The organism is Halarcobacter ebronensis (assembly GCF_013201825.1).
Taxonomy (GTDB): Bacteria; Campylobacterota; Campylobacteria; order Campylobacterales; family Arcobacteraceae; genus Halarcobacter; species Halarcobacter ebronensis.
Genome location: NZ_CP053836.1, coordinates 1,061,464 through 1,086,430, shown reverse-complemented (window position 1 = coordinate 1,086,430; position 24,967 = coordinate 1,061,464). Strand labels below are relative to the sequence as shown.

At 28.8% G+C, this 24,967-nt stretch carries 20 protein-coding genes; 6 read left to right on the top strand and 14 right to left on the bottom strand.

The genetic code is table 11. From position 1 onward, the window contains the following. Positions 1-226 precede the first annotated feature (226 nt). Entirely contained in the window at positions 227-2,104 is a 1,878-nt protein-coding gene (ciaB, locus tag AEBR_RS05325) for an invasion protein CiaB (RefSeq protein WP_129087245.1), read from the top strand. A gap of 22 nt (positions 2,105-2,126) precedes the next feature. On the opposite strand, the gene AEBR_RS05320 is transcribed toward ciaB, so the two are convergent. The 9 genes from AEBR_RS05320 to AEBR_RS05280 all read right to left on the bottom strand — a co-directional run bounded on the left by AEBR_RS05320 (position 2,127) and on the right by AEBR_RS05280 (position 11,174). Further along, positions 2,127-2,897: a GGDEF domain-containing protein gene (locus tag AEBR_RS05320; RefSeq protein WP_129087244.1), complete on the bottom strand. Its 771-nt coding sequence runs from the start codon at positions 2,895-2,897 to the stop codon at positions 2,127-2,129. Positions 2,898-2,941: 44 nt separating this feature from the next. Continuing rightward, complete coding sequence (locus AEBR_RS05315) at positions 2,942-4,219, bottom strand: SagB family peptide dehydrogenase (RefSeq protein WP_129087243.1); 1,278 nt, start codon at positions 4,217-4,219, stop codon at positions 2,942-2,944. 102 nt (positions 4,220-4,321) lie between these two features. Then, complete coding sequence (locus tag AEBR_RS05310; RefSeq protein WP_129087242.1) at positions 4,322-4,882, bottom strand: ATP-dependent zinc protease family protein; 561 nt, start codon at positions 4,880-4,882, stop codon at positions 4,322-4,324. A 105-nt stretch (positions 4,883-4,987) separates the two neighbouring features. Further along, on the bottom strand, positions 4,988-5,197 hold the full coding sequence (locus AEBR_RS05305) for a hypothetical protein (RefSeq protein ID WP_128982756.1): 210 nt from the start codon (positions 5,195-5,197) through the stop codon (positions 4,988-4,990). 114 nt (positions 5,198-5,311) lie between these two features. Further along, a complete protein-coding gene (locus AEBR_RS05300) occupies positions 5,312-8,512 on the bottom strand; it encodes an NAD-glutamate dehydrogenase domain-containing protein (protein WP_129087241.1) in 3,201 nt (1,066 codons plus the stop codon). 88 nt (positions 8,513-8,600) lie between these two features. After that, the gene (ybaK, locus tag AEBR_RS05295; RefSeq protein WP_128982752.1) at positions 8,601-9,068 is read right to left on the bottom strand and encodes a Cys-tRNA(Pro) deacylase; all 468 of its coding nucleotides are present in this window, start codon (positions 9,066-9,068) and stop codon (positions 8,601-8,603) included. After that, positions 9,065-10,138 carry a DNA alkylation repair protein gene (locus AEBR_RS05290; RefSeq protein ID WP_129087240.1) on the bottom strand — a complete coding sequence of 358 codons (1,074 nt, stop codon included), beginning with the start codon at positions 10,136-10,138 and terminating at the stop codon, positions 9,065-9,067. Before AEBR_RS05290 ends, ybaK begins: the two co-directional genes overlap by 4 nt. Positions 10,139-10,522: 384 nt before the next feature. Further along, positions 10,523-10,891, bottom strand: coding sequence for a HepT-like ribonuclease domain-containing protein (locus AEBR_RS05285; protein ID WP_129087239.1), 369 nt, complete (start codon positions 10,889-10,891; stop codon positions 10,523-10,525). Beyond that, positions 10,884-11,174: a nucleotidyltransferase family protein gene (locus AEBR_RS05280; protein WP_129087238.1), complete on the bottom strand. Its 291-nt coding sequence runs from the start codon at positions 11,172-11,174 to the stop codon at positions 10,884-10,886. Before AEBR_RS05280 ends, AEBR_RS05285 begins: the two co-directional genes overlap by 8 nt. 190 nt (positions 11,175-11,364) lie before the next feature. Here AEBR_RS05280 and AEBR_RS05275 point away from each other — a divergent pair, with 190 nt between their 5' ends. Continuing rightward, on the top strand, positions 11,365-12,555 hold the full coding sequence (locus AEBR_RS05275) for a hypothetical protein (protein ID WP_129087237.1): 1,191 nt from the start codon (positions 11,365-11,367) through the stop codon (positions 12,553-12,555). A gap of 546 nt (positions 12,556-13,101) precedes the next feature. Here the strand turns inward: AEBR_RS05275 and AEBR_RS05270 are convergent. The 4 genes from AEBR_RS05270 to AEBR_RS05255 all read right to left on the bottom strand — a co-directional run bounded on the left by AEBR_RS05270 (position 13,102) and on the right by AEBR_RS05255 (position 19,119). Next, positions 13,102-14,403: a 2-isopropylmalate synthase gene (locus AEBR_RS05270; RefSeq protein WP_129087236.1), complete on the bottom strand. Its 1,302-nt coding sequence runs from the start codon at positions 14,401-14,403 to the stop codon at positions 13,102-13,104. Between the two features lie 246 nt (positions 14,404-14,649). After that, positions 14,650-15,426 carry a helix-turn-helix domain-containing protein gene (locus AEBR_RS05265; RefSeq protein WP_128982748.1) on the bottom strand — a complete coding sequence of 259 codons (777 nt, stop codon included), beginning with the start codon at positions 15,424-15,426 and terminating at the stop codon, positions 14,650-14,652. 5 nt (positions 15,427-15,431) lie between these two features. Further along, positions 15,432-17,981 (bottom strand): putative bifunctional diguanylate cyclase/phosphodiesterase, encoded by a 2,550-nt coding sequence (locus tag AEBR_RS05260; protein ID WP_128982746.1) that lies wholly within the window; start codon positions 17,979-17,981, stop codon positions 15,432-15,434. A gap of 217 nt (positions 17,982-18,198) precedes the next feature. After that, entirely contained in the window at positions 18,199-19,119 is a 921-nt protein-coding gene (locus AEBR_RS05255; protein ID WP_128982744.1) for a manganese-dependent inorganic pyrophosphatase, read from the bottom strand. 206 nt (positions 19,120-19,325) lie between these two features. On the opposite strand from AEBR_RS05255, the gene AEBR_RS05250 reads away from it, so the two are divergent. From AEBR_RS05250 to AEBR_RS05235, 4 genes are read left to right on the top strand one after another with little or no spacing between them, the layout of a single operon-like run. After that, positions 19,326-20,294 carry an HlyD family secretion protein gene (locus tag AEBR_RS05250; protein WP_128982742.1) on the top strand — a complete coding sequence of 323 codons (969 nt, stop codon included), beginning with the start codon at positions 19,326-19,328 and terminating at the stop codon, positions 20,292-20,294. A 9-nt stretch (positions 20,295-20,303) separates the two neighbouring features. Further along, the gene (locus AEBR_RS05245; RefSeq protein WP_129087235.1) at positions 20,304-22,001 is read left to right on the top strand and encodes an ATP-binding cassette domain-containing protein; all 1,698 of its coding nucleotides are present in this window, start codon (positions 20,304-20,306) and stop codon (positions 21,999-22,001) included. After that, positions 21,994-23,097 carry an ABC transporter permease gene (locus tag AEBR_RS05240; protein ID WP_172658855.1) on the top strand — a complete coding sequence of 368 codons (1,104 nt, stop codon included), beginning with the start codon at positions 21,994-21,996 and terminating at the stop codon, positions 23,095-23,097. The genes AEBR_RS05245 and AEBR_RS05240 overlap by 8 nt, the downstream gene beginning before the upstream one ends. After that, positions 23,097-24,179, top strand: a complete 1,083-nt coding sequence (locus AEBR_RS05235) for an ABC transporter permease (protein WP_129087234.1) — start codon at positions 23,097-23,099, stop codon at positions 24,177-24,179. The genes AEBR_RS05240 and AEBR_RS05235 overlap by 1 nt, the downstream gene beginning before the upstream one ends. Positions 24,180-24,189: 10 nt before the next feature. Here AEBR_RS05235 and AEBR_RS05230 read toward each other — a convergent pair whose 3' ends face one another. After that, complete coding sequence (locus AEBR_RS05230; RefSeq protein WP_129087233.1) at positions 24,190-24,684, bottom strand: asparaginase domain-containing protein; 495 nt, start codon at positions 24,682-24,684, stop codon at positions 24,190-24,192. Between the last annotated feature and the right edge of the window lie 283 nt (positions 24,685-24,967).

Sequence of the window (24,967 nt, the reverse complement as noted above, 5' to 3'; positions counted from 1 at the left end):
AGAATTATATCTTTTAACAACTTTGTATATCTTCATTTCTTCGATTATTATTTATAATATAACAAACAAAAAAAGAATTTTCCATGAAAAATTTACTTTCTCTTATTATTTTAGGAATATTTATTATTTTATATATCTTAAAAGAGTTAATAAAGAAGCAAAATCTTATTCAATAACAAGCACAAAATTGATAGACTATGTTTGACTATATATTGAAGGAAAAATTTTGAATAATGACAAATTTTTAAATGATTTAGTAGAAGTTTATGACTTTTTTGATACACAAAAAAATAATGTAAACAAGCATATAATCTATTTAGAAAAGGGTGAGTTTGAAAAACTTACTATAATTGAAGACTTTGCAAAAGCTTTAGGTCTATATATGAAAGATGATTTAAGAGTTGCACTTATTACAAGATTGGTAAATCTAAGAGATGACTCTTTAGTGCAAGTTCTAAAAAAACTAGGAAAAAATGAAAAAGAGATAATAGAACTACAAGAAAAAGCCTATATTTTTGTAAGAGACTTTTGGCATGACAAACATAAAAATACAATCAACTATATAAAAACAAATAACCTTTTAACACCCTTTTATCAAGCAGTATTTGAAGGTGTTTATGAAGTTGGTCTAAAGATGTCATCTTGGCAAAGTTCATGGACAGCTCATATTATAAATGGAATAAATAAAGAACTTTTAGAGATGTTTGATGGAAATGAAAAAAAAGTTTATGAATATTTAGAAGAGAACTCTTTATTTGATTTGGGACATAATGGAATTGTTGCTGACAGGTCTTACTCTGCACTTGTACTTGAAGATGGGAAATACTCTTCAAAAGCATATATCAAAGCTTTTAAAGAGCAAACTACAGCTGTAATTGATGCACTTGAAAAGTTTGAAGAGAGTTTAATTGAGCTTGAAGATGAGATTTATGATGAAAAATGGAACTATATTTTATATATTCAAAATCTAATCAAAGCCTTTAGTGAAGAGCAAAACCATAAACTTGTGGAGAGATGGGCTGATGTTGATAGAGCTTGGATGAAGATAAAATCTCCTGTTCAAATAGGTCACCCATTGGAATATTATGAGGACCACTTTAGAAAAGCAGTTGCCTTAGAGTGGGATATTAGATTAACTAATCCAAAATTTGCCCAAAACGACCATAGGGTAAACAAAATAAAATCTGCTTTTAAAAAGATTTTTAATGAGATAGAGAAAAAAGAGGGTTATGAAAATACTTATAATTTCTCTTTGAAATCTTTGGATAAAGTTCAACTATATATTGGAAGACCTGCTTTGTTTTTTGGTGCAGAATTTAATGGTCTGTTTTCAGCTCAAGTTGTTCCAAATGATGAAGTTGTATCAAAAGAAGAGGGTAAAAAAATCTTTGCATTTGCAGATGAAATTTTACAAACAAGCAGAGCAAAACCATTTTTAAAACTAAGCCAAGAGATATTTGGACAAAAGTTTTTATCTGAAGATAGAATGTTTTTATTTAATGAAGATGAAGCTTGGCATCAAGTATATGACATTACAACTATTGGACATGAGTATGGACATATTTTATGGTGCGATGAAGATACAGAATCAGTAATGAACAAAACAGGAAACTTCAAAAATATAGAGGAGTTTAAAGCTACAACAGGTGGTCTTATCTCTTTCTTTTTAGATGAATCAAATGATGAAAAAGATTTAGAAAAGCAAGTATTAATGGATACTATTAAAAGAGCTGTTGGACTAATTGGTTGGATGGAAGTTGATGAAGTACAACCATACTATTGCGAAGGGTTAATTCATCTAACTGCACTATTTGAGACTAAAATCTTAAATTGGGGAGATGAGGAGTTAACATTAGATATCTCTTCAGTTAAATATGAGAGATTAAAAGAATGGTATATTAAAACCTATACAGAACTTGCAAACCATTATCTAGATAAAAAAGATGCAACAGAATTTTTAACTAGATTTGCAAAAAAAGATGGAAAATATTTTATGCCAGTAAATCATAAACTTCACTCTTTTGTAAAATATTATTTTAAAAGATATCAAGAGATTGGACAAGAGTTAGATACAAAAGACTCAAAAGAGAACTATATAAAATAGAGAGAAATCTCTGTTTTATATACTAATAAACCCTATTTCTTCCCCCAATTTTTGCCCTTTTTAACGACTCTTTTGCCATTATTATCAAATCTTTCATATGTTCCACATCATCAGGAATAAAAGTAGCTGTTCCAATACTAATGGTAAGAACATTTGAAGCAATCGAGTTATCATGGGGAATATTTAGAGATTTTACTGCTTCAATACATCTTTTAGATACCCCTTTTGGCTCTTTTGTATTAGGCAAAAGAATATAAAACTCATCTCCATTAAATCTTGCTACTAAATCAACAGGTCTATTACAATGATTTACCAAAATATTTGAAATCATCTTTAAACACTCATTCCCTTCATTTTCTCCATAAATATCATTAAAGGCTTTAAACTCATCAATATTTACAATAAGCAAGGAGATATACTGTTTTTCCCTAATTGCTCTCCTAAACTCCTCTTTAAATCTTTTCATAAAAAACTTTTCATTTAAACACTGGGTTAAAGGATCTAAATGTGAGTTAGTTTTTAATCTCTCATTTTCATCTACCAAATCTTTTGTTCTTTGTTCAATTTGTTTTTCTAAATATCTATTTTTGTAGTATTTAAAAATTGTATATAAAAAAGTAACCATAGCAAAAAGAATACCCAAAAAGATAATTTTTAATAAAAAATCATCTTTGTTATAAATCTCTGCTTGTGTATTTGTGTAATCTAGGTAAAAAGAGGTAAGAATATAAAAAATCAGACATATAGATAAAATTGTTGAGAAATTACAAAAAGTTATTTTCTTTGAGTCCATTTGTTTCCTTAGGAAATTTATAAATAATTTTACACTTTTTTTCTTTATTTTCCTATGGCAAGTGCATATAAAACCTGTGTATATTCCCCTAAAAACTCACAAACTTCATCATCATAATAGGCACCAATACCACTACAGCCTATTTTTAAGTAATTTGAAACTAAATATAATCTATGACCAAGTATTCCTGCTTTTTGATACATTGCTTGATAATTGTTTGAATTTGAAGTTATAAAAAAGGTTACAGCAGAGGATTTACCTAAATCTTGTTCTAGACAAAGATAGCCTGCTTTGCTCATAAAATCACCCTCTTTGATATATTCACCATTTTTAATAAGTCCTAATTTCATCTTTTCAACTCTATTTATAACGCAATAGATATCCAACGTTTCATTACAATCTGAAGGAATTGGTTCATTTAAAAGTTTCATTATTGTCTCAAACTCTATTTTGCTAATACTTTGTTTTGCAAACTCTCTAATTGATCTTCTTTTTAAAACTACCTCTTTGAAATAGTTTTTACTAAAATTAAAACTTGGTTTTTGACTCTCTTCTTTTGGATTTAAAAGATTTAAAGACTCTTTATAAGCACTCTCAATCATCTGATTTTCTTCAAAATAATAACTTCCATCAATGGTTGGCAAATCAAGTTTTAGTTCTAAAACCTCTTGGTCTAAAGATTTAGTTATCAAAAAAGAGGAGGTAAAAAACTCTTTATTATCAAAAGAAAACAGAGCATTTAACCCCTTTTTATCAAAATCATATTTTATTTCATACTCTTTATTATGTATATAAGAAGAGATCTCTAAGCAACCCAAAAGATGTCCCGCATCTAAAAGACAATATCTAAAAGCTCTATTTTTGTACTTCCATGAACTTCTATAATATATGGAAGAGAGTAGAAAAATAAAACCTTCTGTTTTCTTGTTCAAACCAAAATATGACTCAACTCCATCTTGTTTGATTTTTTTAAGAAGGGTTATGGAAGAACTTGCAATATCAAAGTGATAAATCCCATCTTCTATATCTTTATTGTTTCTGCTTTGAAAATAGATTTCATTTGGATATAGTGCTCCAGCACTTGGATTTACTCTTAAATAATATTCAACTCCTGGATAGCTCTTTTTAGCTGTAATTCCAGCAATATAGTAGATAAAACTATGATTCTCTTTTTCCAAATCAAGTTCTATTTTTTTAAACTCTTTAGGATAAGACTTAAAAGCGCTTGGCTGATTGTCCCAATCAAGTCTGTTGGGAAAACTTCTTACTGAATAGTATGAGTGTTTTGTTTTATTATGGTATTCAAAAAAAGAGTTAAACATATACCTAAGAACCTTTAGATTAATGCCAAATTCTACTAACTAACAATTAATTGTCAATTAATAATCAAAACTAACAATCTTTTTTATAAATAACCTAACTATCTATTTTTCATCTAAAGATGTGAGAAATTTTTTTGATACATCAACAATCATATGTCCATGTAAATAGTTTTTTCCTATCAAAATAGGATATTTGAATTTAGTTCTATTAGTCAAAGAAACATCGATAATTTGGGTTGTCTTACCAAGTTTTAATTGCATTTTAACCACATATCTCTCTTGGTTTTCTACACCATGTCTTTTTATATGAACAACTCTTTCAACAGGAAGAGATTCTTCTATTAAACCACCTTTTGTATCATCAAGTTTAAATTTAACCCATTTTTTGCCATCTTTTTCAAACTCAATAATATCAAAAGCATGAATTGAAGTTGTTGTTGCACCTGTATCAATTTTTGCTTTATAGGTTAGATTAAAAGCGGGAAGAGAAACATATTCAATATATCCAACAGTCACCTTTTTGTCCCCTAAAATAGACTTTTTAGAAACATAAGATTTACTCTTAGTATTTTTTATCATCTTTTCATCTAAACTCTTTTGTGTTGTACAAGCAACAAAAAAAATAGATATGAAAATATTTAGTAGTATAAGAGTGTATCTCATTATTATATGCTTTCTATTATTTTAAAAATTATAGTAAAATAACCTAAAACTTAATTAAAATTATTTAAGACAAATGTCAGAAAAAGGGTGTTAAAACACCCTTTGTTAGTTTTTAGTTGTTGAAATTCCAGGAGCTTCTGGAGTTCCTACGTAATCATCAACTTGATTTGTATATTTGATAACAGCAAATAATGCACCAACTAAAAGACAAAAAATAACAACATAAAGAACTGTTCTTTTTTTCTCTTTTGTCTCTTTCCCATTATAATCATCAATTTTATCTAAAGATAATTCATCATCCATATTACTTTTCATAAGAACTCCTTTTTTGGAAAGGGTATCACATCAAAACTTAAAATAATATTTATAAGTCAAGATTATAATACTTAGTAAAATATATGCCAATTAACTTTTTAAAAGTCTCAATTTTTATAATAAAGAGACCATAATTTGGTTAACTGTAACTGCAACCTCTTTAATATCTTTATTCTCTCTAGTCATAAAAATATCTAATGTCTCTCTTACTTTAAAGAAAGTCTCTTTTTCATTGTTTATAAAGTTTGAGAAGGCAATTTCTGGCTCTTCATTTACCCTTTGGAAGGCTAATATTTTTTTAGTGTAATGAACAACTATAAACTCTATAAACTGTAAGACTTGGTTTCTTAAAATTAAGTCATTTTTATTTGCAATTTTTATTTTGTTTAGGGCAACAATAATATCTAAAATATTAAACTCATGAATTAGTGAATAAAACACTATAACCACATCTTTAAATGAGTGATTTGTATTTGTTTTAATAACAATTGCAGGAATTGCAAATCTTAGATAATCTAATACAGAGAAGAATAGATTAAACTCACTATCATCTTCTATTAATACTTCTACTCTTTGTTTATGTACTTGTGCAAGAAGAGAGAACAACTCATCTTTATGGTCTAAAATATGAGCTGAATCTAACTGATTTTTCTTTAGATATTTAACCATCCATCTTGTACTAGCTGATAAAATATACTCTAATCTATTTATTAAATCATATTGTCTCTCTATATCCATAATATAGTCTTGAGAGTAGATTTTTTCTCTAATATCTCTTCCACCAAGAAGTCTTTTTACAACAAGATATGATTGAATTTTAAGTAAAAATCTCTCATTTCCTAACTTCTCATAATCACTAATAAAGGTGATTCCTTGAGAGTTTATAATCACATCTGCCATTTTTGTTGCAATAATCTCTCTTCTTAATGGGTGATTTAAAATATCATGTTCATAGGCACTTATAAATGATTTTGGGAAGTATCTATATAAATATTGTAAAGCAAACTGCTCATCAATTAGAGTTGACTGCATTAATATTTTTTTCATAAAAATTTTAGAGTATGACAAAAGTGAGCAAAGAACAGGTCGGACAATTGAACCTTCAATATCAACCACTTCATTTATATTTTCATTTTTTGGAATAAAAAATGAGGCTCTATTAAAAGCTTCAACATTGTTTTCTAAAACTTCAATTGCTCTAATAAAATCATTTTGGTGTTTTCTAGAGAACTTCTCATCAAGTGAAATTGCTAAAGCTTGATTATAATTACTTTGTAAAACCAAAGTTACAACTTGTTCAGTCATAGATCTTAAAGTGCTTTGTTTCTCTTGGGAACATAAGTTTTCATGGGTACTTACATTGTTTAGTAAGATTTTTAAGTTTACTTCATGGTCAGAGGTATCAACTCCACCAGCATTATCAATTCCATCAATATTTATTCTACCACCACTTAAAGCATACTCTATTCTTGCTTTTTGAGTGAAACCTAGATTCCCACCTTCACAAACAATTTTTGCTTTTATATCAGTTGCATCAACCCTAACGGCTTCATTTTGTTTATCCCCAATATCAAGTGAGTTTTCATCACTTGCTTTTACATAGGTTCCAACTCCACCATTAAAAAGCATATCAACTTCCATAGTAAGAAGCATTACACAAAGCTCTTCTCCTGTAACATACTTCTTCTTTGTTTTAAATAGTTTCTTAATCTCTTCACTAAGTTCTATCTCTTTGTCACTTCGTAAAAAAACTCCTCCACCTTTAGAGATCTTAGTTGGGTCATAATTGCTCCAACCCCCATTTTTTGACTCAAAAAGTCTTTTTCTCTCTAAAAAACTCTCTTCCAAATCTGGATTTGGGTCAATAAGAATCTCTTTGTGCCCTATTGCTCCATAGAGTTTAAATTTGTCTGATTCTAAAAGACCATTTCCAAATACATCTCCACTCATAGAACCAATTCCAACAACAGAGATACTATCTCTATACATATCAATTCCCATCTCAACTAGGAATCTTTTTGTTGACATTAATGCACCTTTTGCAGTAATACCCAAATCTTTATGTCCAAAACCATTACTTCCACCACTTGCAAAAGCATCACCCAACCAATAACCTCTACTAATTGCAATCTCATTTGCAACATCACTCATAGAAGCAGTTCCTTTATCTGCTGCAACAACAAAATATGGGTCATCTTCATCATAAGCCACAATATTTGAATCTCTTACAACTTCACCATTTACCATATTGTCAACTAAATCAAGGTTTGCATTGATATACATTGAGTAGATTTCATTAAAATACTCTTTTGTTACCTTTGAAGTGTCCTTATTTATTACAAAACCACCCTTAGAACCATCAGGGATAATAATAGAGTTTTTACCCTCTTGGGTAATCATTAAAGATTTTACCTCTTGTCTATAGTCATCATGTCGATCTGACCATCTTAAACCACCCCTACTAATATTACTCATTCTTAAGTGAACTCCGTAAAAATCTGGATGGAAAATAAAGTTCTCTAAATTTGGTTGTAATCCTTTTAGATTTACTGCAAAACTTCTTGTATCTATTTTAAAAGAGATTGTCTCCTTATTTAAATAGAAGTTCGTTCTTAGCAATGATTGAAGTAAAGAGAATGTTAGTTTTAAAATTCTATCATCCATTATTTGAGGTATCTGTTTTATTTTCTCTTCAATATTCTCAACTAGCTTTTTTAAAAGCTCATCTCTTTTTTTCTCTTTTGGGTTGAATTTAATACAAAAGTAGTCAACAAATAGTTTTGTTATCTCATGGTGACTTGTAAGAGTATTTAGCATAGTTGCACTATTTATTGTAAGAACAGCTTGGTCTAAATACTCAATTATAGCCTTTACAAGCATCAATTTTCTAAAATCAAAATTTTGTTTTAATACTAAAGAGAATACTTTTGAGTGGAAAACTGAAGGGTCTTTTAGACACCTTGTAATAATTGCTTCAAGGTTTATTTTGGCACTATCTATTTTTTTCATATCTTCTTTATCATTTATTCTTAGATTAAATCTAGATACATAGATTAGTTGTGAACCATTTCTGATATTATATGTAACTTCATCAACAATCATAAAACCAATATCATGCAAAATTGGGGTTATAGAAGAGAGGAAAAGTTGATATGTTGAGTAGATTTTTATACTCTTTGAATCTAAATAGTCAGTTATATTTGTAACTATTACATTTTCAATCACTTCACTGAATAACTCATTTGAAATTTTTAAATCTTCAGGAGTCAACAGCTGTGAACAAATCGCATTCATATCAGATGATGTGGTACCCATTGGTATGTCCTTTTAAATTCATTTATAATAATACTACACTTAAAATATTAAAAGATTGTTAAAATAATATACAAAAGTATAATTTATATTAATTACTAATATTCGCCTCTTTTGCGTTTAATAATTTTTTTAATTCATCTGCAGAGAGCTCAATATCAAGCCCCCTTTTACCACCACTTATATAAATAGTTTTAAATGAAAATGCAGAGCTATCAACTGCTGTTCTTAGTCTCTTTTTTTGTCCTAAAGGTGAAATTCCACCAAGTAAGTATCCTGTTACTTTTTGTGCCTCATCTTTATTCGCCATTTGTGCCTTTTTAGTACCAAATGTAGTTGCCACATCTTTTAGGCTTAACATTTTTGAGACAGGAATTACACAAACAACTAACTCCTTTGGAGAGAGTTCAACTAAAAGTGTTTTAAAGACTTGGTTTGCGTCCAAATTTAACTTCTCTACTGCTTCTTTACCAAAATCAGTATTTGCTGGATCATGGTCATATTTATGTATTTCAAATTTTATTTTGTTTTTTTTAAGTAGATTAATTGCTGGTGTCATATAAGAAAAAACTCCTTTTTTATTACCTCTTTACCATTTATAACTATTGAGATAAAGTGTTCACCTTTGTAATGTTTTCTTGTTGTCATATCTTTGAAACTCTGTTTTTTTACAAAGGTTTTATTTTTTGTTTTTATTCTATTTTGTGTAATCATAAAAATCTTTTTATTATGCCTATTATTTGCTTTTTTATAATAAATAATATACTCAAGTCTAACATTTCCAATCTCTTCAAAACTAACAAGTTCAAAGGAGAAGTTTAACTCTTCTTGTAGTTCAACCTCTTTGTCAACACTGAAGTTTTTAACCTCTACAGAACTTAACTCTTCATATCCAAAAAGTTTTAAAACTCTTTTTTCCCCTTGTTTCAAAAGTGTTCTTGAGGCGTGTTTACAAATCCAATTTAACTCTTTTGTTTTTCCATAATTTTCCAAAAGAAACTTAACTAAAATATCTGGATTATCTTTTGAAATATCATTTAGATTATTAGCCACACTTTTTTGAACATATTTACTTTTATCATTTTTTAGAAGTTCTATTATTTCCAATACTTTGATTGGATTTTGTTTAAAACTTGGCAAAGCTACTGCCCAAGGAAGTCTTGGTCTACACCCTTCACTTGCCAATCTTCTTAAATGTTCATTATCTGCTTTTGCCCAAAGTTTCATTTGTGCCATTGTTTTATCTTCATATCTTAAGATAAACTCTCTTATTGCAAATTCAGAGCTTGAATCAATAGTAAAAACCTCTAATGCTACCATTGAATTTTCAAAATCATCAAGACCAAAAACCTCAACAAAATCTTGAAAGAACATAGCTTCAAAACCACTAAAATCTTTTGACACTATTTTTAATATTTCAAGCTGCTTTTTATAAGAGACAAGTAAAAATTTATTTAGAGTTGTGGCTATATGCCGCATTCTTTGTTTTAACTCTAAAGAGGACCATGATTTATCAAAAATTGCATTTTCAAAACCTAAAGAATCAAAATCTTCATACTGTTTTTGAATTTTATCGCTCAAATTTTTTATATAGTTTTTTGTATATACATTTTTTAGTTGTTCTGCCATATTTTCTCTTTTAAATTAGTTTTGATAATAAATTATTTGCCCTTATATCTATCTTAGAAAATACCTTGTGCTTGCACTCTCTTTGAGAAACTATTATCTGCTAAGGTCTTTTATACTTGCCCCTAGATGATAAACTTCTTTTTTATACATTAATTGATATGTTTCCCTATAGTTTTTATATCTCGTCCAAATAACTCATATAATTGATTTCTACTAAGCCAAACAGTCATTATTCATTGAAACTTTTAGTTTCAATTCTCCATCATTATAAACTACTATTAAATATATCATTCATAAGAGTACCTTTTAAAATTTATTGATTTTGAACTATATCGTAGAAAAAATGGGCGGGTTTGAAATATTGCAGATTGTAAAGTTTTAGTATTATAACTCTTGTTTTATAAGTTTTATAGTCTCGAGTAAGCTTTCAAGTTTGCTATCGCAAACATCATATATCTCTTTTGCATCAATATCAAAGTAGTGATGAGAAATAATATCTCTCATTCCTTTTGCACCTCTCCAATCTATTTGAGGATATTTTTCCAATAACTCTTTATCTGTAATTTTATCTATATTCTTTAAGCTTTCACCTATTGCGATTAATTGCATACAAATACTATCAAGCTTTTCCATACCTATTGATGTATTAGTAAAATAATCTACATCATCAACTACTTCAAATCTTTTTAACGTAATTTGTATTGAATTTTCTACTTGACTTAATATCTCAAAAACTAAAGATTTGTCATACATATATAGCTTCTTTTTCTATTCTATTTTTTAAAAAAGGATTCATTTTTTCTCTTACTCTTACTATATCAATATGGCTTGACATTAGTTCTTCTAATTCTTCTTTTATATGAACCATGGTAAACAAATCAGTTTTGGAAGTTTTTATACAAATATCAACATCGCTAGAATCTTTAGCTTCATTTCTAGCTACAGAACCAAATAGTCCTATTGCTTCTATACCGTACTTATCTTTATTTTTATTTTTAAATGTTTCAAGTATATTTATTGCTAATTTTCTTTCCATGATATTATTTCACTTTTTTTATTTTGTTTATTATAACAAAATTTAAAATAAATTTCTTTATTATAGGATTTATTAAAGGTGAAAGAGTAATATATAAAATGTATTATCATCAAACAATTTAAGGGTGTTTTATATAAAATGTATGTTTAATAAAAGTTATGCTTGGCCACAAATGAGGAATATAATTTAAATGAAAAAAGAAACTTCTAACAATGCATATATCTTAACAGGTGATGAACCAATCAAATCATCCACAATAAAAAGATTATTGCTTTTTCATAATAAAGTCTTATTTTCAAATATTAAAGACGAGGCAATTATTAACGACAATGAAGTAATAGAGTATTTTCCAAATAGTCAAATTACAAAAGTATGGTGGAGTTCTAGAGGTCATTATCCACGAATAAAAGAATATACTGAAAAATATTATAAATACTTAGAAGGAACAGAAGCTGCATTTAAAAGAAATTTATTAGAATCTATAGAATCAAAAAATATTAAAACAATAGATCCAGGTATACATTGGATGAGCCACAATGCATCTTTGTCTGATTATGATTTGATAAAATCAGCATCCATTGATGCATCTTTGTTAAAGCCTGACATTCCTATACCAAACACAATTATTAAAGGTGGAGAAATAGTCCCAAGTGGAATGAAATCAAAGTACTCTGTTGAATATAAAGAATCAATTGTTCTTCCTAATGTACACGATGATTGGAATACGATTTGTCAGCTAAGAGTAGGTAGAGCACTAAAATCAATAAGAATTGCACAAGCATTAAATGCATCTCCTGTTGCTATTGATAATGTTAATTCAAATATAACTCTTACTTTAATGCAAAAAAATAATCCATTTACTTTCACAAATGATTCTTTGATGGACTATTCTATCAATATGGAAGTAATTGATGATAAAAAACTTGAATCAATTTTATTAGATGCTTCATGGGATGATGTATTAAAACTTAGAAAAGAAATTTTACCTACTATTGGAAAAACTAAACAATTTTTAACTACTAGAAGTAAAAAGATATCAAATACAACTTATACAAGTGTAGAACAATACTTAGAAGCTTTAAAGGAATTAAAAACAGATTTTTCATACCTGCAAGAAAAGGAACTTGAAGCTTGGGAAGCATTAAGGATAGGTTCTATATTTAAAGCAGGAGGAGCAATGGGTGCAATGACACTTGGTACATTAGCTATACCAACACTCACTACTGTACCAAATATTTTTTTAGGATTAATTTCTACTGGATTAGTTGCTACTTCTGCACTAACTGATGAATTAAAGCAATTAATACCTGCAAAAAGAAAAGTTAAAGACAATCCTCTATTTATTCTTGAAAAACTTAATATTTTAAAAGATGATAATTGATATTTAGACTTTTAAACAAAGTCTTGGAGAGAAACGTTATTTTAAAACTCTTTGTACCATTTAAATATATTCTATATTTTTTTCTTAAAGATTCTTCGACTGCCCGCTTCTCTTACTTTGTATGGACAAAATAAGCCTTGTACTTGCACTCTCTTTGAGAAAACTCATAAATAAATACAAGCTTTTTCTAAATGTTGGGAGCAAAAGTAGGATAAGGACATTTGCATTTTTGATTTGTTTAAACTTTTTGCTTTTTTCTAATTTTCTTTACACTAGATAGTTTATACTTTTAAGATAGGAAAAGTTATAACCGAAGTGATTTCCTTTCGGAAAAAGCTGAGGATTGTTTGAATAAAAAAGAGTGATAAACTCACTCTTTTTTGTGAGCTCCGCAAGCTAGAAATTAAAAAGAATAAATGAGGGAAGCTTCGCCTCCAAAGCCGTAGTTGTTTTTGCTTACTTTTCGTCAATACATGCTGGAACGAAGTGACTAAATCCTGAAAGTTAAAAGTAAGAGAAGAGGAGAACTTGTTCTCCAAGAAAGTGCTATTTTTTATTTCGCTTATAAAGACCAATAATCTCTTCTTTACTCAATTCTCTTTGTAATTTATCACTTTCTTCTTTTACTAATATTCCAAATTTTATTGCTTCATCTTTTGTTAGTTTTTCTTTAAAAAATTCACTTATTATAAAACTTACTCCACCCTTTCCAGATTGAGAGTTTATTCTAATAACATCCTCATATCCTCTTTTTATATCTTTAGGATCAATTGGTAAATAAGGCACATTCCACTCTTGGCAATTACTATTTCTATAAAAATCAATTCCTTTTTTTATTGCATCTTGATGACCTCCACTAAAAGCCGTGAAAATCATATCTCCAACAAAAGGACGTCTTGAATCTATTTTTAAAGAGGTATTAATTTCATACATTTTTTTTACTTCATCAATAATTGATAAATCTAATTTTGGATCTATTCCTTGAGAGTAAATATTAAATGCGAAATTTACAATATCTAAATTTCCAGCTCTTTCTCCATTTCCAAATAGAGTTCCTTCAACTTTATTTGCTCCAGCTAAAACTGCCAATTCTGCACTTGCCACTGAGGTTCCCCTATCATTGTGTGGATGCACGCTTATTATTAAAGCTTCTCTTTTATTCAAATTATTACACATCCACTCTATTCTATCAGCATAAATATTTGCTGTACAAGCCTCTAAAGTATTTGGTAAATTTATTATCATTTTGCTTTCTATAGAAGGATTTACAACATCAATTACTGCATTACAAATCTCTGATGCAAAATTCAAATTAGTTTGGGAGAAACTCTCTGGCGAATATTGATAAATGACATTTCCTTCAAAATCTTTTGTTAACTCTTTTAAATATTTCATTGACTCTACAGCCATTGATATTATCTCTTCATCACTTTTTCTAAAGACTACTCTTTTTTGAAACTCATTGGTTGGATTATATAGATGAAAAATTCCATTTTTTACGCCCTCCATTGCTTCAACACTTTTTTGTATTAACTCTTTTTTTGCAGGTATTAAAATCTGTATTGAAACATCATCTGGAATCAAATTTTCTTCAATTAATTTTCTAGTAAAATCAAAATCTGTTTGACTAGCACTAGGAAAACTAACTTCAATTTGTTTAAATCCCATTTTCACTAAAGTATTGAAATACTCTAATTTTTGTTTTATCCCCATAGGATTTACTAAAGCTTGATTGCCATCTCTTAAGTCAACACTACAATAAATAGGTGCTTGTGTTATTTGATTATCTGGCCAAGTACGTATAAAATTTTTGACAATAGGATATTGTCTATATTTTTTAAAACTCATTATTTTCTCCGAAATATATTTAATATAATAAAAAATTAAATGCTTGATTTAAGCTATAGACTAAAACATAAAAATTGTAAATTGATTTAAAATTAGAGGTTGAGAAGCAGAAAAGAGAGAGTAGTTATATTTGAATTTGTTTGTATTGTTTTTTTACAATTTTTGCGATTTTGTATATGCATAAAAGACTCCTTTTTTATAATTGTCTTAGTATAACAAAAACAAAAAAGAATTACTTGCACAAAATTAACATTTTATATTTTTTTGAAACTGTTTTGGAGTTAATTGAAAGATTCTTTTAAAACTTCTATTTAAATGGCTTTGATCAAAAAAACCACTATTTTGTGCCACCTCAATTATTGGCATATTATTTAATAATAGCTCTTTTGCTTTATGAACTTTTTTATTTAAAATATAAGAGTGAATTGGTAAACCAAAATCATTTTTAAAAACTCTAATTAAATGGACTACACTTATCTGAAATTTTTGTGCTAACTCTTCTAAAGAGATATCATCTAAATAGTATAAATCTAAATACTCTTTTATTTTATCCGACAAATTAAATTTTTTTTCTAAAATTTTTTCTTCTTTAAGTGAAAAAATAGAATCACAAAAAAATAATATATTCTCTTTTTTCTCTAAAACTGAAGCTTTATTATCTAACAAAGAATTATATAGATTAATAAAATCATTGTAAAACTTCACATCTTTTATCAATTCATAACTAAATTCACATTGCAAACCATTATCCAAAAGATATTTTTCATCTAGGTAAAGGACATAACCATCTTTAGCTTTTTTATTTATTGTTGCACAATGGGGAATATCTCTGTTTATAATAGCAATCTCTTCAGGAAGAAGTTCGAAAGAATATTTATTAAAAGAGAGGTTCAAAGAACCTCTTTTTATGGCTGTGAGAGTTATCTGCTCATGCAGATGCATCTTAGTGCAATCAGGAATATTTTCAACATATCTAAACTCAACAAAAGGGATATTTTCATCTTTGAAAATTGTTGCCTTCACTCCTTTTATTTCCTAACAGATAGTTCAGGAGATGGTTTTCCTATATGATAACCTTGGGCATAATCCACATCTATCTCTTTTAAGAATCCTAAAATCTCTTCATCCTCAACAAACTCTGCAATAGTGCTTACTTTTAACTCTTTTGCTAGAGCAACAATAGATTTAACAAAAGCCAAATCTTTTTTATCTTTTGTTATGTTTACAATAAAATCTCCATCAATTTTTATATAATCAATTGGAAATCTTTTTACATAATGGAATGTTGAGAATCCAGAACCAAAGTCATCAATTGCAAAGCTAAAACCTTCCATTTTTAGGTTCTGTACAAATTTTTCTAAAAGTGCAAAACTCTTAACAGTTTCTCTCTCTGTTATTTCAAAAACAATTTTCTCTTTATTTATATCATAAAGATTTGTAAGATTTACAACCTTATCAATAAACTCACTAATAATAAGTGCTTTTGGAGAGAGATTTACAAATAAAATACCTGTATAGTTTGTCTCTTTTATCTTTTTAAATGCCTTCTCAATTACAATATAATCCATTTTATGAACTATTCCTAAAGATTCAGCAGTCTCAATAAATCTACCCGCTGTTAAAATCTCATTTTCAATCTCTATTCTCATAAGAAGTTCATTTATCTCTATGCTTTCAGTTGAAGTATTCATAATTGGTTGGAAGTGAGGTACAATCTTTTCATTTTTGATTGCATCAAGAACTATCATAGATTTATCTTCTATATCTTGATGAATTTTTTCTATATCATACTCACTTGGGAATTTAATTGCATTTTTTCCAAGATTTTTTGCTTGATACATCATATTGTCAGCTATATTAAATAACTCTTTTGGCTCAACTGAGTGGTCAGGATAAATTGCCATACCAATAGATACTGTTACTCCAACGCCAGTTCCATCAGGTGCTTCCATCTCAAATTTTTCTACATTTCCTAAGATTCTAGTTGCAACAGTATAAACCTCTTTTTCATCACTTTCAGGAAGAATAATAGTAAACTCATCTCCACCATAACGAGAAAGGATATCCTCATCTCTTTTTGAATCTTTTAACAGACTTGCAAAGGCTTTTAAGAAATCATCACCAAAACTGTGTCCATAAGTATCATTGATAGGTTTAAAGTTATCACAATCGATAACCAAAACACCAAATTTATATTTATGTCTTGCTGCTCTTTTTACTTCATACTCTAATAGATCTCTAAATACTCTTTGAGAGAAAAGTGAAGTAAGTGGATCTCTTGTAGCATAAAACTCAAGATTTTCTGTATATTTATTTATAGCTTTTATTGAACCAACAAGATTTAAAAGTGTTGTTAAAATTGAGTCAATTACAATTGAATGGATTGAGTCTTTTTCTGTATTTGATTGTATTCCAAGTCCAACAATTCCCCCAATTCTTGGAGCATCAAGAAGTATAGATTTTGCTTCATGTTCAATATCTTCAATGGTTAATTGTCCTAAAGAGTATGTCTCACTTGAAACATTATGTCTTAAAGTATAATCAATAACAGAAAGATTATGATGCTCTTTTATCATATTTATAGAGGTCTCTTCTAAATAATCTTTTATCTCTTGATCTGGCTCACCTAACCAAAATATCTCAATCTCATAGTTTTCATCATCAGTTTTAAAAATTGTTATCAAACAATAAACAGGAAGTACAATATGTATTTCATGGAGTAAATCTTTTATATACTCTTTCCAATCTTTGATTATCTCAGATGTAATTACCATCTTATCAAGAAGTTTTACCTCAAACTCTAAAATACTCTTATCCACTGCTATATTTTTTAGTTTGCCACTTAAAGTACTAAGTCCAATCATTATCTGTTCAAACTCTTTGAAACTATCTTTTACATGACTTGTCTCAATATTTTTAAACTCTTTTACAGAATTTACGCTCTCAATCTTTTCTTTAAAATTTTCAATTGATAGGTTTACTCTGCCTAACATTCTAAGAGAGATATAGTAAGTTATTAAAAGCATAACAGGCAGAATAATTAATGAAAAAAGAAGATACTCTTTTTGTGTACTATTTACAATCTCTTCAAAACTATAATCAACTCTAACAGCTCCTAAAATGTCACCCTCTTTAGAGTTTGTATGACAAACAATACACTCATCTTTTGCTATAATTGGCATTATACTCTTAATAGATCTACTGTTTTGTTGAAAAAGTTTCTCTTTTGTATCAAAAACCTGTTGAACATCTGGAGAAATTGCAGATTGTTCAATTTTTCCAAAAATATTTTCTACTTTTTCTCCTCTAAAAATATCAACACTATATGAGCTTCCTTGAAAAGAGCTTTTTGTTACATTTATAAACTCTTGAAGTTGTTCCCTACTCCAGCCTTGTCTCATTACTTGATACATAGAGTTAAATACTTGTTTAGATAATGCTTCAGAAATCTTTTGATTCTCATTTATAGCTAAATTTGTATGAAGATATGAAGAAAAAAGATAAAAAACTAAAAATAGTGAAAAGGTTACTGCTATCATTAAAACACGAAAATAGTTTTTAAGAGTTTTTATTTGCATCGTACTTCCTAAGATAAATTAATTATTCATTTTACTCAATTAAAACTTTTATTTAAGTATTAATTTTCAAAAATTATTTTATAAAATATAATCATGTTTATTAGATTAATTTTAGTAACAATATTTAAAATAAAGCTTTTATATGCAAAGAGCATACCAATAACAGAAAAATAATATTTAAAAATTATTTAAGAAGTAGCTTTTAGCTACTTCTTTATTATGCAAAAGCAGGTTCTAAGAAAGGGATAATCTGTTTTTTTCTTGATAGACATCCATCTATCCAAACTTTTCCATCTACTAATTTGCAATTAAAAGCTTTTTCAAAAATTGAAGCATCTTGGCTTGATACTAAAACTTCAGAACCCTCTTTCATAATATCTGTTAACAATACACAAGCTGTATGAAGATTTTCATCCTCTCTCATTTTTTCAAGTTCAGCTTGTAAATCAGCTTTTACACTATCAAAAATTGCCAAATCAATAACTTCAAGTTGACCAATTCCAACTTTTTTACCATGCATATCAAATGGTTTATAATCTCTTAAAATCAACTCTTTAGCTGGAACTCCCTCAACAGCTGATTTAACTTTAAACATCTCCATTCCAAGTGCACCAAAATCTTCAACACCAGCAATAGAAGCCAACTCTCTAACTGTTTTAATGTCAAGTTCTGTACATGTTGGAGATTTAAAAATTACTGTATCAGAAAGGATTGCACACATCATAATCCCAGCAATATTAGAAGGGATCTCTACACCATGATAATCATACATCTCTTTTACAACTGTATTTGTACAACCAACTGGTCTAATCCAACACTCCAAGGGAGTAGAAGTTGTAATATCACCTAATTTGTGGTGGTCAACAATCCCAACAACTGTTGCCGCATCTAGATCTTTTGGTGCTTGTCCTCTATCTGAGTAATCAGTTATAAATAGTTCACACCCTGCAAATTCAGTTTTAAGTTCTGGTGCTTCAAATCCAAATTTATCTAAAATAAACTGAGTCTCAGGAGATACATTTCCTTGTCTTGCAGGAATTGCTTCTCTTCCAATTTTATTTAATAAATATGCTAAAGAGATAGCTGAACAGATTGAATCTGAATCAGGAGTTGTGTGTCCACATGTATAAATCGCCATATTTTTCCTTTTTAAATTACACTTATTATATTTTTGGGATTTTATCTAAAAAATAGTTATGTTACTTTTAAAAAGTAAGCTAAATAAAAAATGTAATTCTTACATTAGTTTAAAGAATTTTTCAAAGGATATAAGCTTATAGTAGATATTCTAATAAGTAGTTATTAGTTATAATAACCACTTTATTATTCTAAAAAAGGCAATTTATGCGAAAAACTACTTTTATTTTTATACCAATTATTACTGCATTACTTCTAAGTGGTTGTTTTAAAAAAGATGAAGAGACTAAATTTTATGGAAACATTGATTTAAGGACAGTTTCTTTAGGTTTTAGAGTTGGTGGCAAAATAGATACACTATATTTTGATGAGGGACAAACTCTTAAAAAAGGTGATTTGATTGCCCAATTAAAAGATGATTTATATCTTCAAGCACTAAAAGTTGTACAAACACAATTAAAGATGCAAGAGATTCAAACTAAAAAATTAGAAAATGGTTATAGAACAGAGGATATTGCCCAAGGAAAAGCAACTTATGATAACGCCTTAGTTGCATTAAATAAAGCAAAAAAAGATTTTGATAGATATGAAGAGCTTAAAAAAACAAAATCTGTTTCTAAACAGACTTATGAAGATTATAAATTTGCATATGATAGTGCAAAAGCACAATTTGATTTAGCAAAAAGCAATTTAGAAAAGTTAGAAAATGGTTATCAAAAAGAGGATATAGAAGCTGCAAAAGCACAACTTGAAACTCTAAAAGTACAAGAGCAAGAGGCAAAAATAAATTTAGAAGATACAAAGCTTTATGCTCCAAATGATGGAACAATTTTAACAAGAGCTTACGAAGTTGGTGCAATTGTTGACAAAGGTACTCCAATTGTTGAGATGGCTTTAACAAATGAGTATTGGGTAAGAAGTTATATAGATGAGAAATATTTAGGACTTATAAGACCAACTATGCAAGCAAAAGTTTTTACAGATAGCAAACCAGATAAAGAGTATAAAGCCGTAGTTAGTTTTATTTCAGCACAAGCTGAATTTACTCCTAAAAGTGTACAAACCCAAGAGCTAAGAACTCAACTTGTGTATAGAATAAGATTAATTATAAAAAATCCAGATGAGTACATAAGACAAGGAATGCCTGTAACAATTGAGTTTGAAGATTTAGATTAAGAAGAGTTTATGGCACTTGTTGTTGCAAAAAATATCTCAAAAAGCTTTGGAAAATCAAAAGCAATTTCAAATCTCTCTTTAGAGATAAATAAAGGTAAAATCACAGGACTTGTGGGTCCAGATGGAGCTGGAAAAACAACTTTGATTAGACTTATGACAGGGCTTTTGGATTTGGATGAAGGAGAGCTTGAAGTTCTTGAGCTAAAACTTCCCAATGAAGCCTCAAAGGTTCAAGAACAAATAGGATATATGCCTCAAAAATTTGGACTTTATGAGGATTTGTCAGTTTTAGAAAATCTAAAGCTCTACGCAAATTTACAATCAATAGAAAAATCAAAACAACAAAGCAGAATTGAAGAGCTTCTTGAGTTTATCAATCTTAAAGATTTTAAATCTTTTTTAGCAAAAGATTTATCGGGTGGTATGAAACAAAAACTAGGTCTTGCTTGTGCACTTATAAAAAAACCAAAACTGCTTTTGCTTGATGAACCAGGAGTTGGAGTTGACCCTATTTCAAGAAAAGAGTTATGGGCTATTGTTGATAAGCTAATAAGTGATGGAGTTGGTGTAGTTTGGAGTACAGCCTATTTGGATGAAGCTGCAATTTGTGATGAAGTAATTTTGCTAAATGAAGGGGAAATTCTTTTTAGTGGAGAGCCAAAAAATCTTAGCAATACTATGGAAGGTAAAATTTTTAAAGTTGTTGGAAAAATAAAAGACAAAAGAAAAACTCTAAGACTTGCTTTACAAAATACCCATATAAAAGATGGAGTGATTTTGGGAGATAGTATAAAACTTATTTGTGATAAAAAAGAAAATCTACCAAAACTTGAAGATTTGGAGGCAAATGAGTGCAAATATGAGCCAATGAAACCAAACTTTGAAGATGGTTTTATGAATATCCTAAAAGGAGAGTTCAATGGTGAATCAAAGTTGGCAAAACAGATGGGAGAGCTTGAAAAGAGTGACTCAAAATATCTGATTGAAGCAGAAAATCTAACAAAATCCTTTGGCTCTTTTAAAGCAACAGACAGTGTAAATTTTCAGATTGAAGCGGGAGAGATATTTGGATTTCTAGGTCCAAATGGAGCTGGGAAATCAACCACCTTTAAAATGCTTTGTGGTCTTTTAAAACCAACAAGTGGAACAGCACAAGTTCTTGGTATGAGTTTGGAAAAATCCTCTTATAAAGCAAGAAAAAAGATAGGTTATATGTCTCAAAAATTCTCTTTATATGGAGATATCTCTGTATATGAAAACCTAAAGTTTTTTGCTGGTGTTTATGGATTAAAGGGCAAAAAAAGAAGTGATAAAATCAACAATATGATAGAGATTTTTGAGCTTGAAAAGTATAAAAGAACTGCCTCAAAAGATCTGCCTTTGGGTTATAAACAGAGACTCTCTCTTGCTTGTGCAGTTATGCATGACCCAGTAGTTCTATTTTTGGATGAACCAACTTCAGGGATTGATCCGCAAACAAGACGAGAGTTTTGGAATCACATCTATGCAATGGTTCAAAAAGGGATGACTATTATGGTTACAACTCACTTTATGGATGAGGCTGAATATTGTGATAGAATAGCCCTTATTTACAAAGGAAAAGCCATAGCCTTAGATACTCCACATAATCTAATAAGCCAAATAGGAGAAGATGCCACAATGGAAGAGGCATTTATAGAGCTTATAAAAAGGGAAGATAATGATTAGTTCCCAAAGACTTAAAGCAATATTTATAAAAGAGAGTATTCAAATATTAAGGGATCCTAGTGCTTTGATTATTGCTCTAATATTGCCTTTAATGCTTCTATTTTTAATGGGTTATGCTATCTCTTTGGATGCAAAACATACTCCAATTGGAATAGTTGTTGAAAAAAGCTCAAAACATACTCAAAGTTTAATTAAAGCTTTTGAGAGTAGTGAGAGTTTTGATATAGAAATAGCAAATGATAAAAGAGCTTTTATAAAAAAACTTCAAGAAGGGAAACTAAGAGCAATGGTAGTTATTCCTTCAACCTTTGATAAAGATATTTTACAAGGGAAACCAACTATACAGATAATTGCAGATGGAAGTGAGCCAAATATTGCAGGATATGTAAATAAGTATGCCCAAGAGCTTTGGCAAAATTGGTTAAGTTATGAGAATATTTCAACAACAAAACTTATAGATATTCAAACTAGATATTGGTTTAATGCTCCACTATCAAGTACATATTTTTTACTTCCTGGTTCTATTGCAGTTATTTTAACTCTAATTGGAACACTTTTAACCGCACTTGTTGTTGCAAGGGAGTGGGAGAGAGGAACAATGGAAGCAGTTATGTCAACGCCAACAACCATTTTAGAACTTTTACTGGGAAAACTTCTTCCATATTTTATACTTGGAATGGCATCATTGATTATTTGTATTACAATCACCCTTCTTTGGTTTCAAATCCCATATAGAGGCTCATATTTTCTTTTATTTATTACTTCAGCCATATATCTTTTCCCCTCTTTAAGTTTGGGTTTACTTATCTCAACTTTGGCTAAAAATCAGTTTGTAGCAGCACAAATGGCACTTATTATTGGATTTTTACCAGCAATGATATTATCAGGGTTTATTTTCCAAATAAGTTCTATGCCAAATTGGTTACAGTTTATTACAAACTTTATTCCAGCAACCTATTTTACAACCATACTTCAAACACTATTTTTAGCTGGGGATATTTATGAAATTATAATTCCAAATAGTCTTTTTATGCTTCTAATTGGTTTTGGACTTTTTACTATTATTTTTAAAATTACAAGAAAGAAGTTAAGCTAATGTTTTATCAACTACTTGCATTAATTAGAAAAGAGTTTTTAGCTATTTGGAGTGATAAACGTTCACGACTTGTAATAATTCTTCCTCCAATGCTACAACTTGTTTTATTTGCATTTGCAGTTACATTGGAAGTAAAGAATGTCTCAATTGGAGTTTTAGATAGAAGCAACTCCTATGAAAGCCAAGAGTTAATAAGGGCTTTAAAATATAGTGATAGATTTTCTCAAGTTCTATTTTTAAAAGGGAACAAAGACTTAGAAGAGAAAATGGATTCACAGAAAATACTTGTGGCAGTTGAGATTTCACAAGAATTTTCAAAAAATCTAAAAAATGGTACTGGTGCAACAATTGGACTTATAGGAGATGGGAGAAGATCAAACAGCTCTCAAATTGCCATTGGATATATACAACTAATAGTAGAAAAAACCTTTTCACAAAACTCACAAAGTATAGTTTTAAGAAATTGGTATAATCCAAATCTTGACAACTTTTGGTGGATTTTGCCAAACTTAGTTGGAAGTTTAACTATGATTGTTGCCCTTATTTTAACCTCTTTGTCTGTTGCAAGGGAGAGAGAACTTGGAACATTTGAGCAAATTTCAGTTGCACCTTTAAGCCCAATGACACTAATAATAGGTAAAACAATACCTCCAATGGTAATAAGTATTATTGAAGCAATACTTATCTATTTGAGTGCTATAACTTTTTTTGGAGTACCTTTTATTGGCTCTTTTTGGATACTTCTTGTATCTATATTTGCTTTTGTTTTTTCAATTGTAGGGTTTGGGCTTTTTATCTCATCTATCTCTTCAACTCAACAACAAGGGATATTAGGAGCCTTTGTGCTTTTAGTTCCGTCAATACTTATGTCAGGATTTGCAACTCCAGTTGAAAATATGCCCCATTGGCTAATCCCTTACACGGATTTTGTGGCATTAAAATATTTTTTAATTCTTATAAAAGGGGTTTATCTAAAAGATATCACTTGGGATATTGCTATTTTACAGATTGTACCTATGATTATTTTGGGTGTTGTAACTTTAACTATTGCTACTTGGTTTTTTAAAAAGAAGATTAATTAAAGAGTAACATTTACTCTTTAATTAAAAATTGTCCTTTTTGTCTATCTTTTACAAGTTTAGAACAATCAACAACAACCCCATGCATTGAGATATATGTTCCATTTTTAACATCTGCATTTAAAAATCCCAAAGCTTGAGAAAAGTTCATAGTTGCTTCAACTTCATCTATACTCATTGGAACCATGGCACCTGTGAAAACTATCTTTTTCTCTATTTTTTGCTCTTTAATTAAAGCACTTGTTAAATGAACAGTATCTGTTCCATGTATAATTATAATATTTTCATTTTTTGTATTTTTAACAGCTTCACAAATCTCTTCTCTATCACTATCAGTCATATCTAAACTATCTTTAGAAACAACGGTTTTAATCTCAAAATCCACGTTAAAACAAGAGGCAATAATCTTTTCTAAAGCTATATTGTCTGCTGGCACTTCAAGTTGCCCTTTTATTGGATTGTATCTTTTATTAAAAGTTCCACCTGTATTTATTATAGTTACTTTCATTTATATTCCTTAAAAAATGTCCCATTTTTTTAGGGACCTTTTATTCTATTTTTTCTTTTTAAAAAGTAGAAATAAATTCTACTTAAAAGAAACAAAATCTAAAGAGAACAACGAGTTGTTCTTTAAAAATGTCCCATTTTTTTAGGGACCTTTTATTCTATTTTTTCTTTTTAAAAAGTAGAAATAAATTCTACTTAAAAGAAACAAAATCTAAAGAGAACAACGAGTTGTTCTTTAAAAATGTCCCATTTTTTTAGGGACCTTTTATTCTATTTTTTCTTTT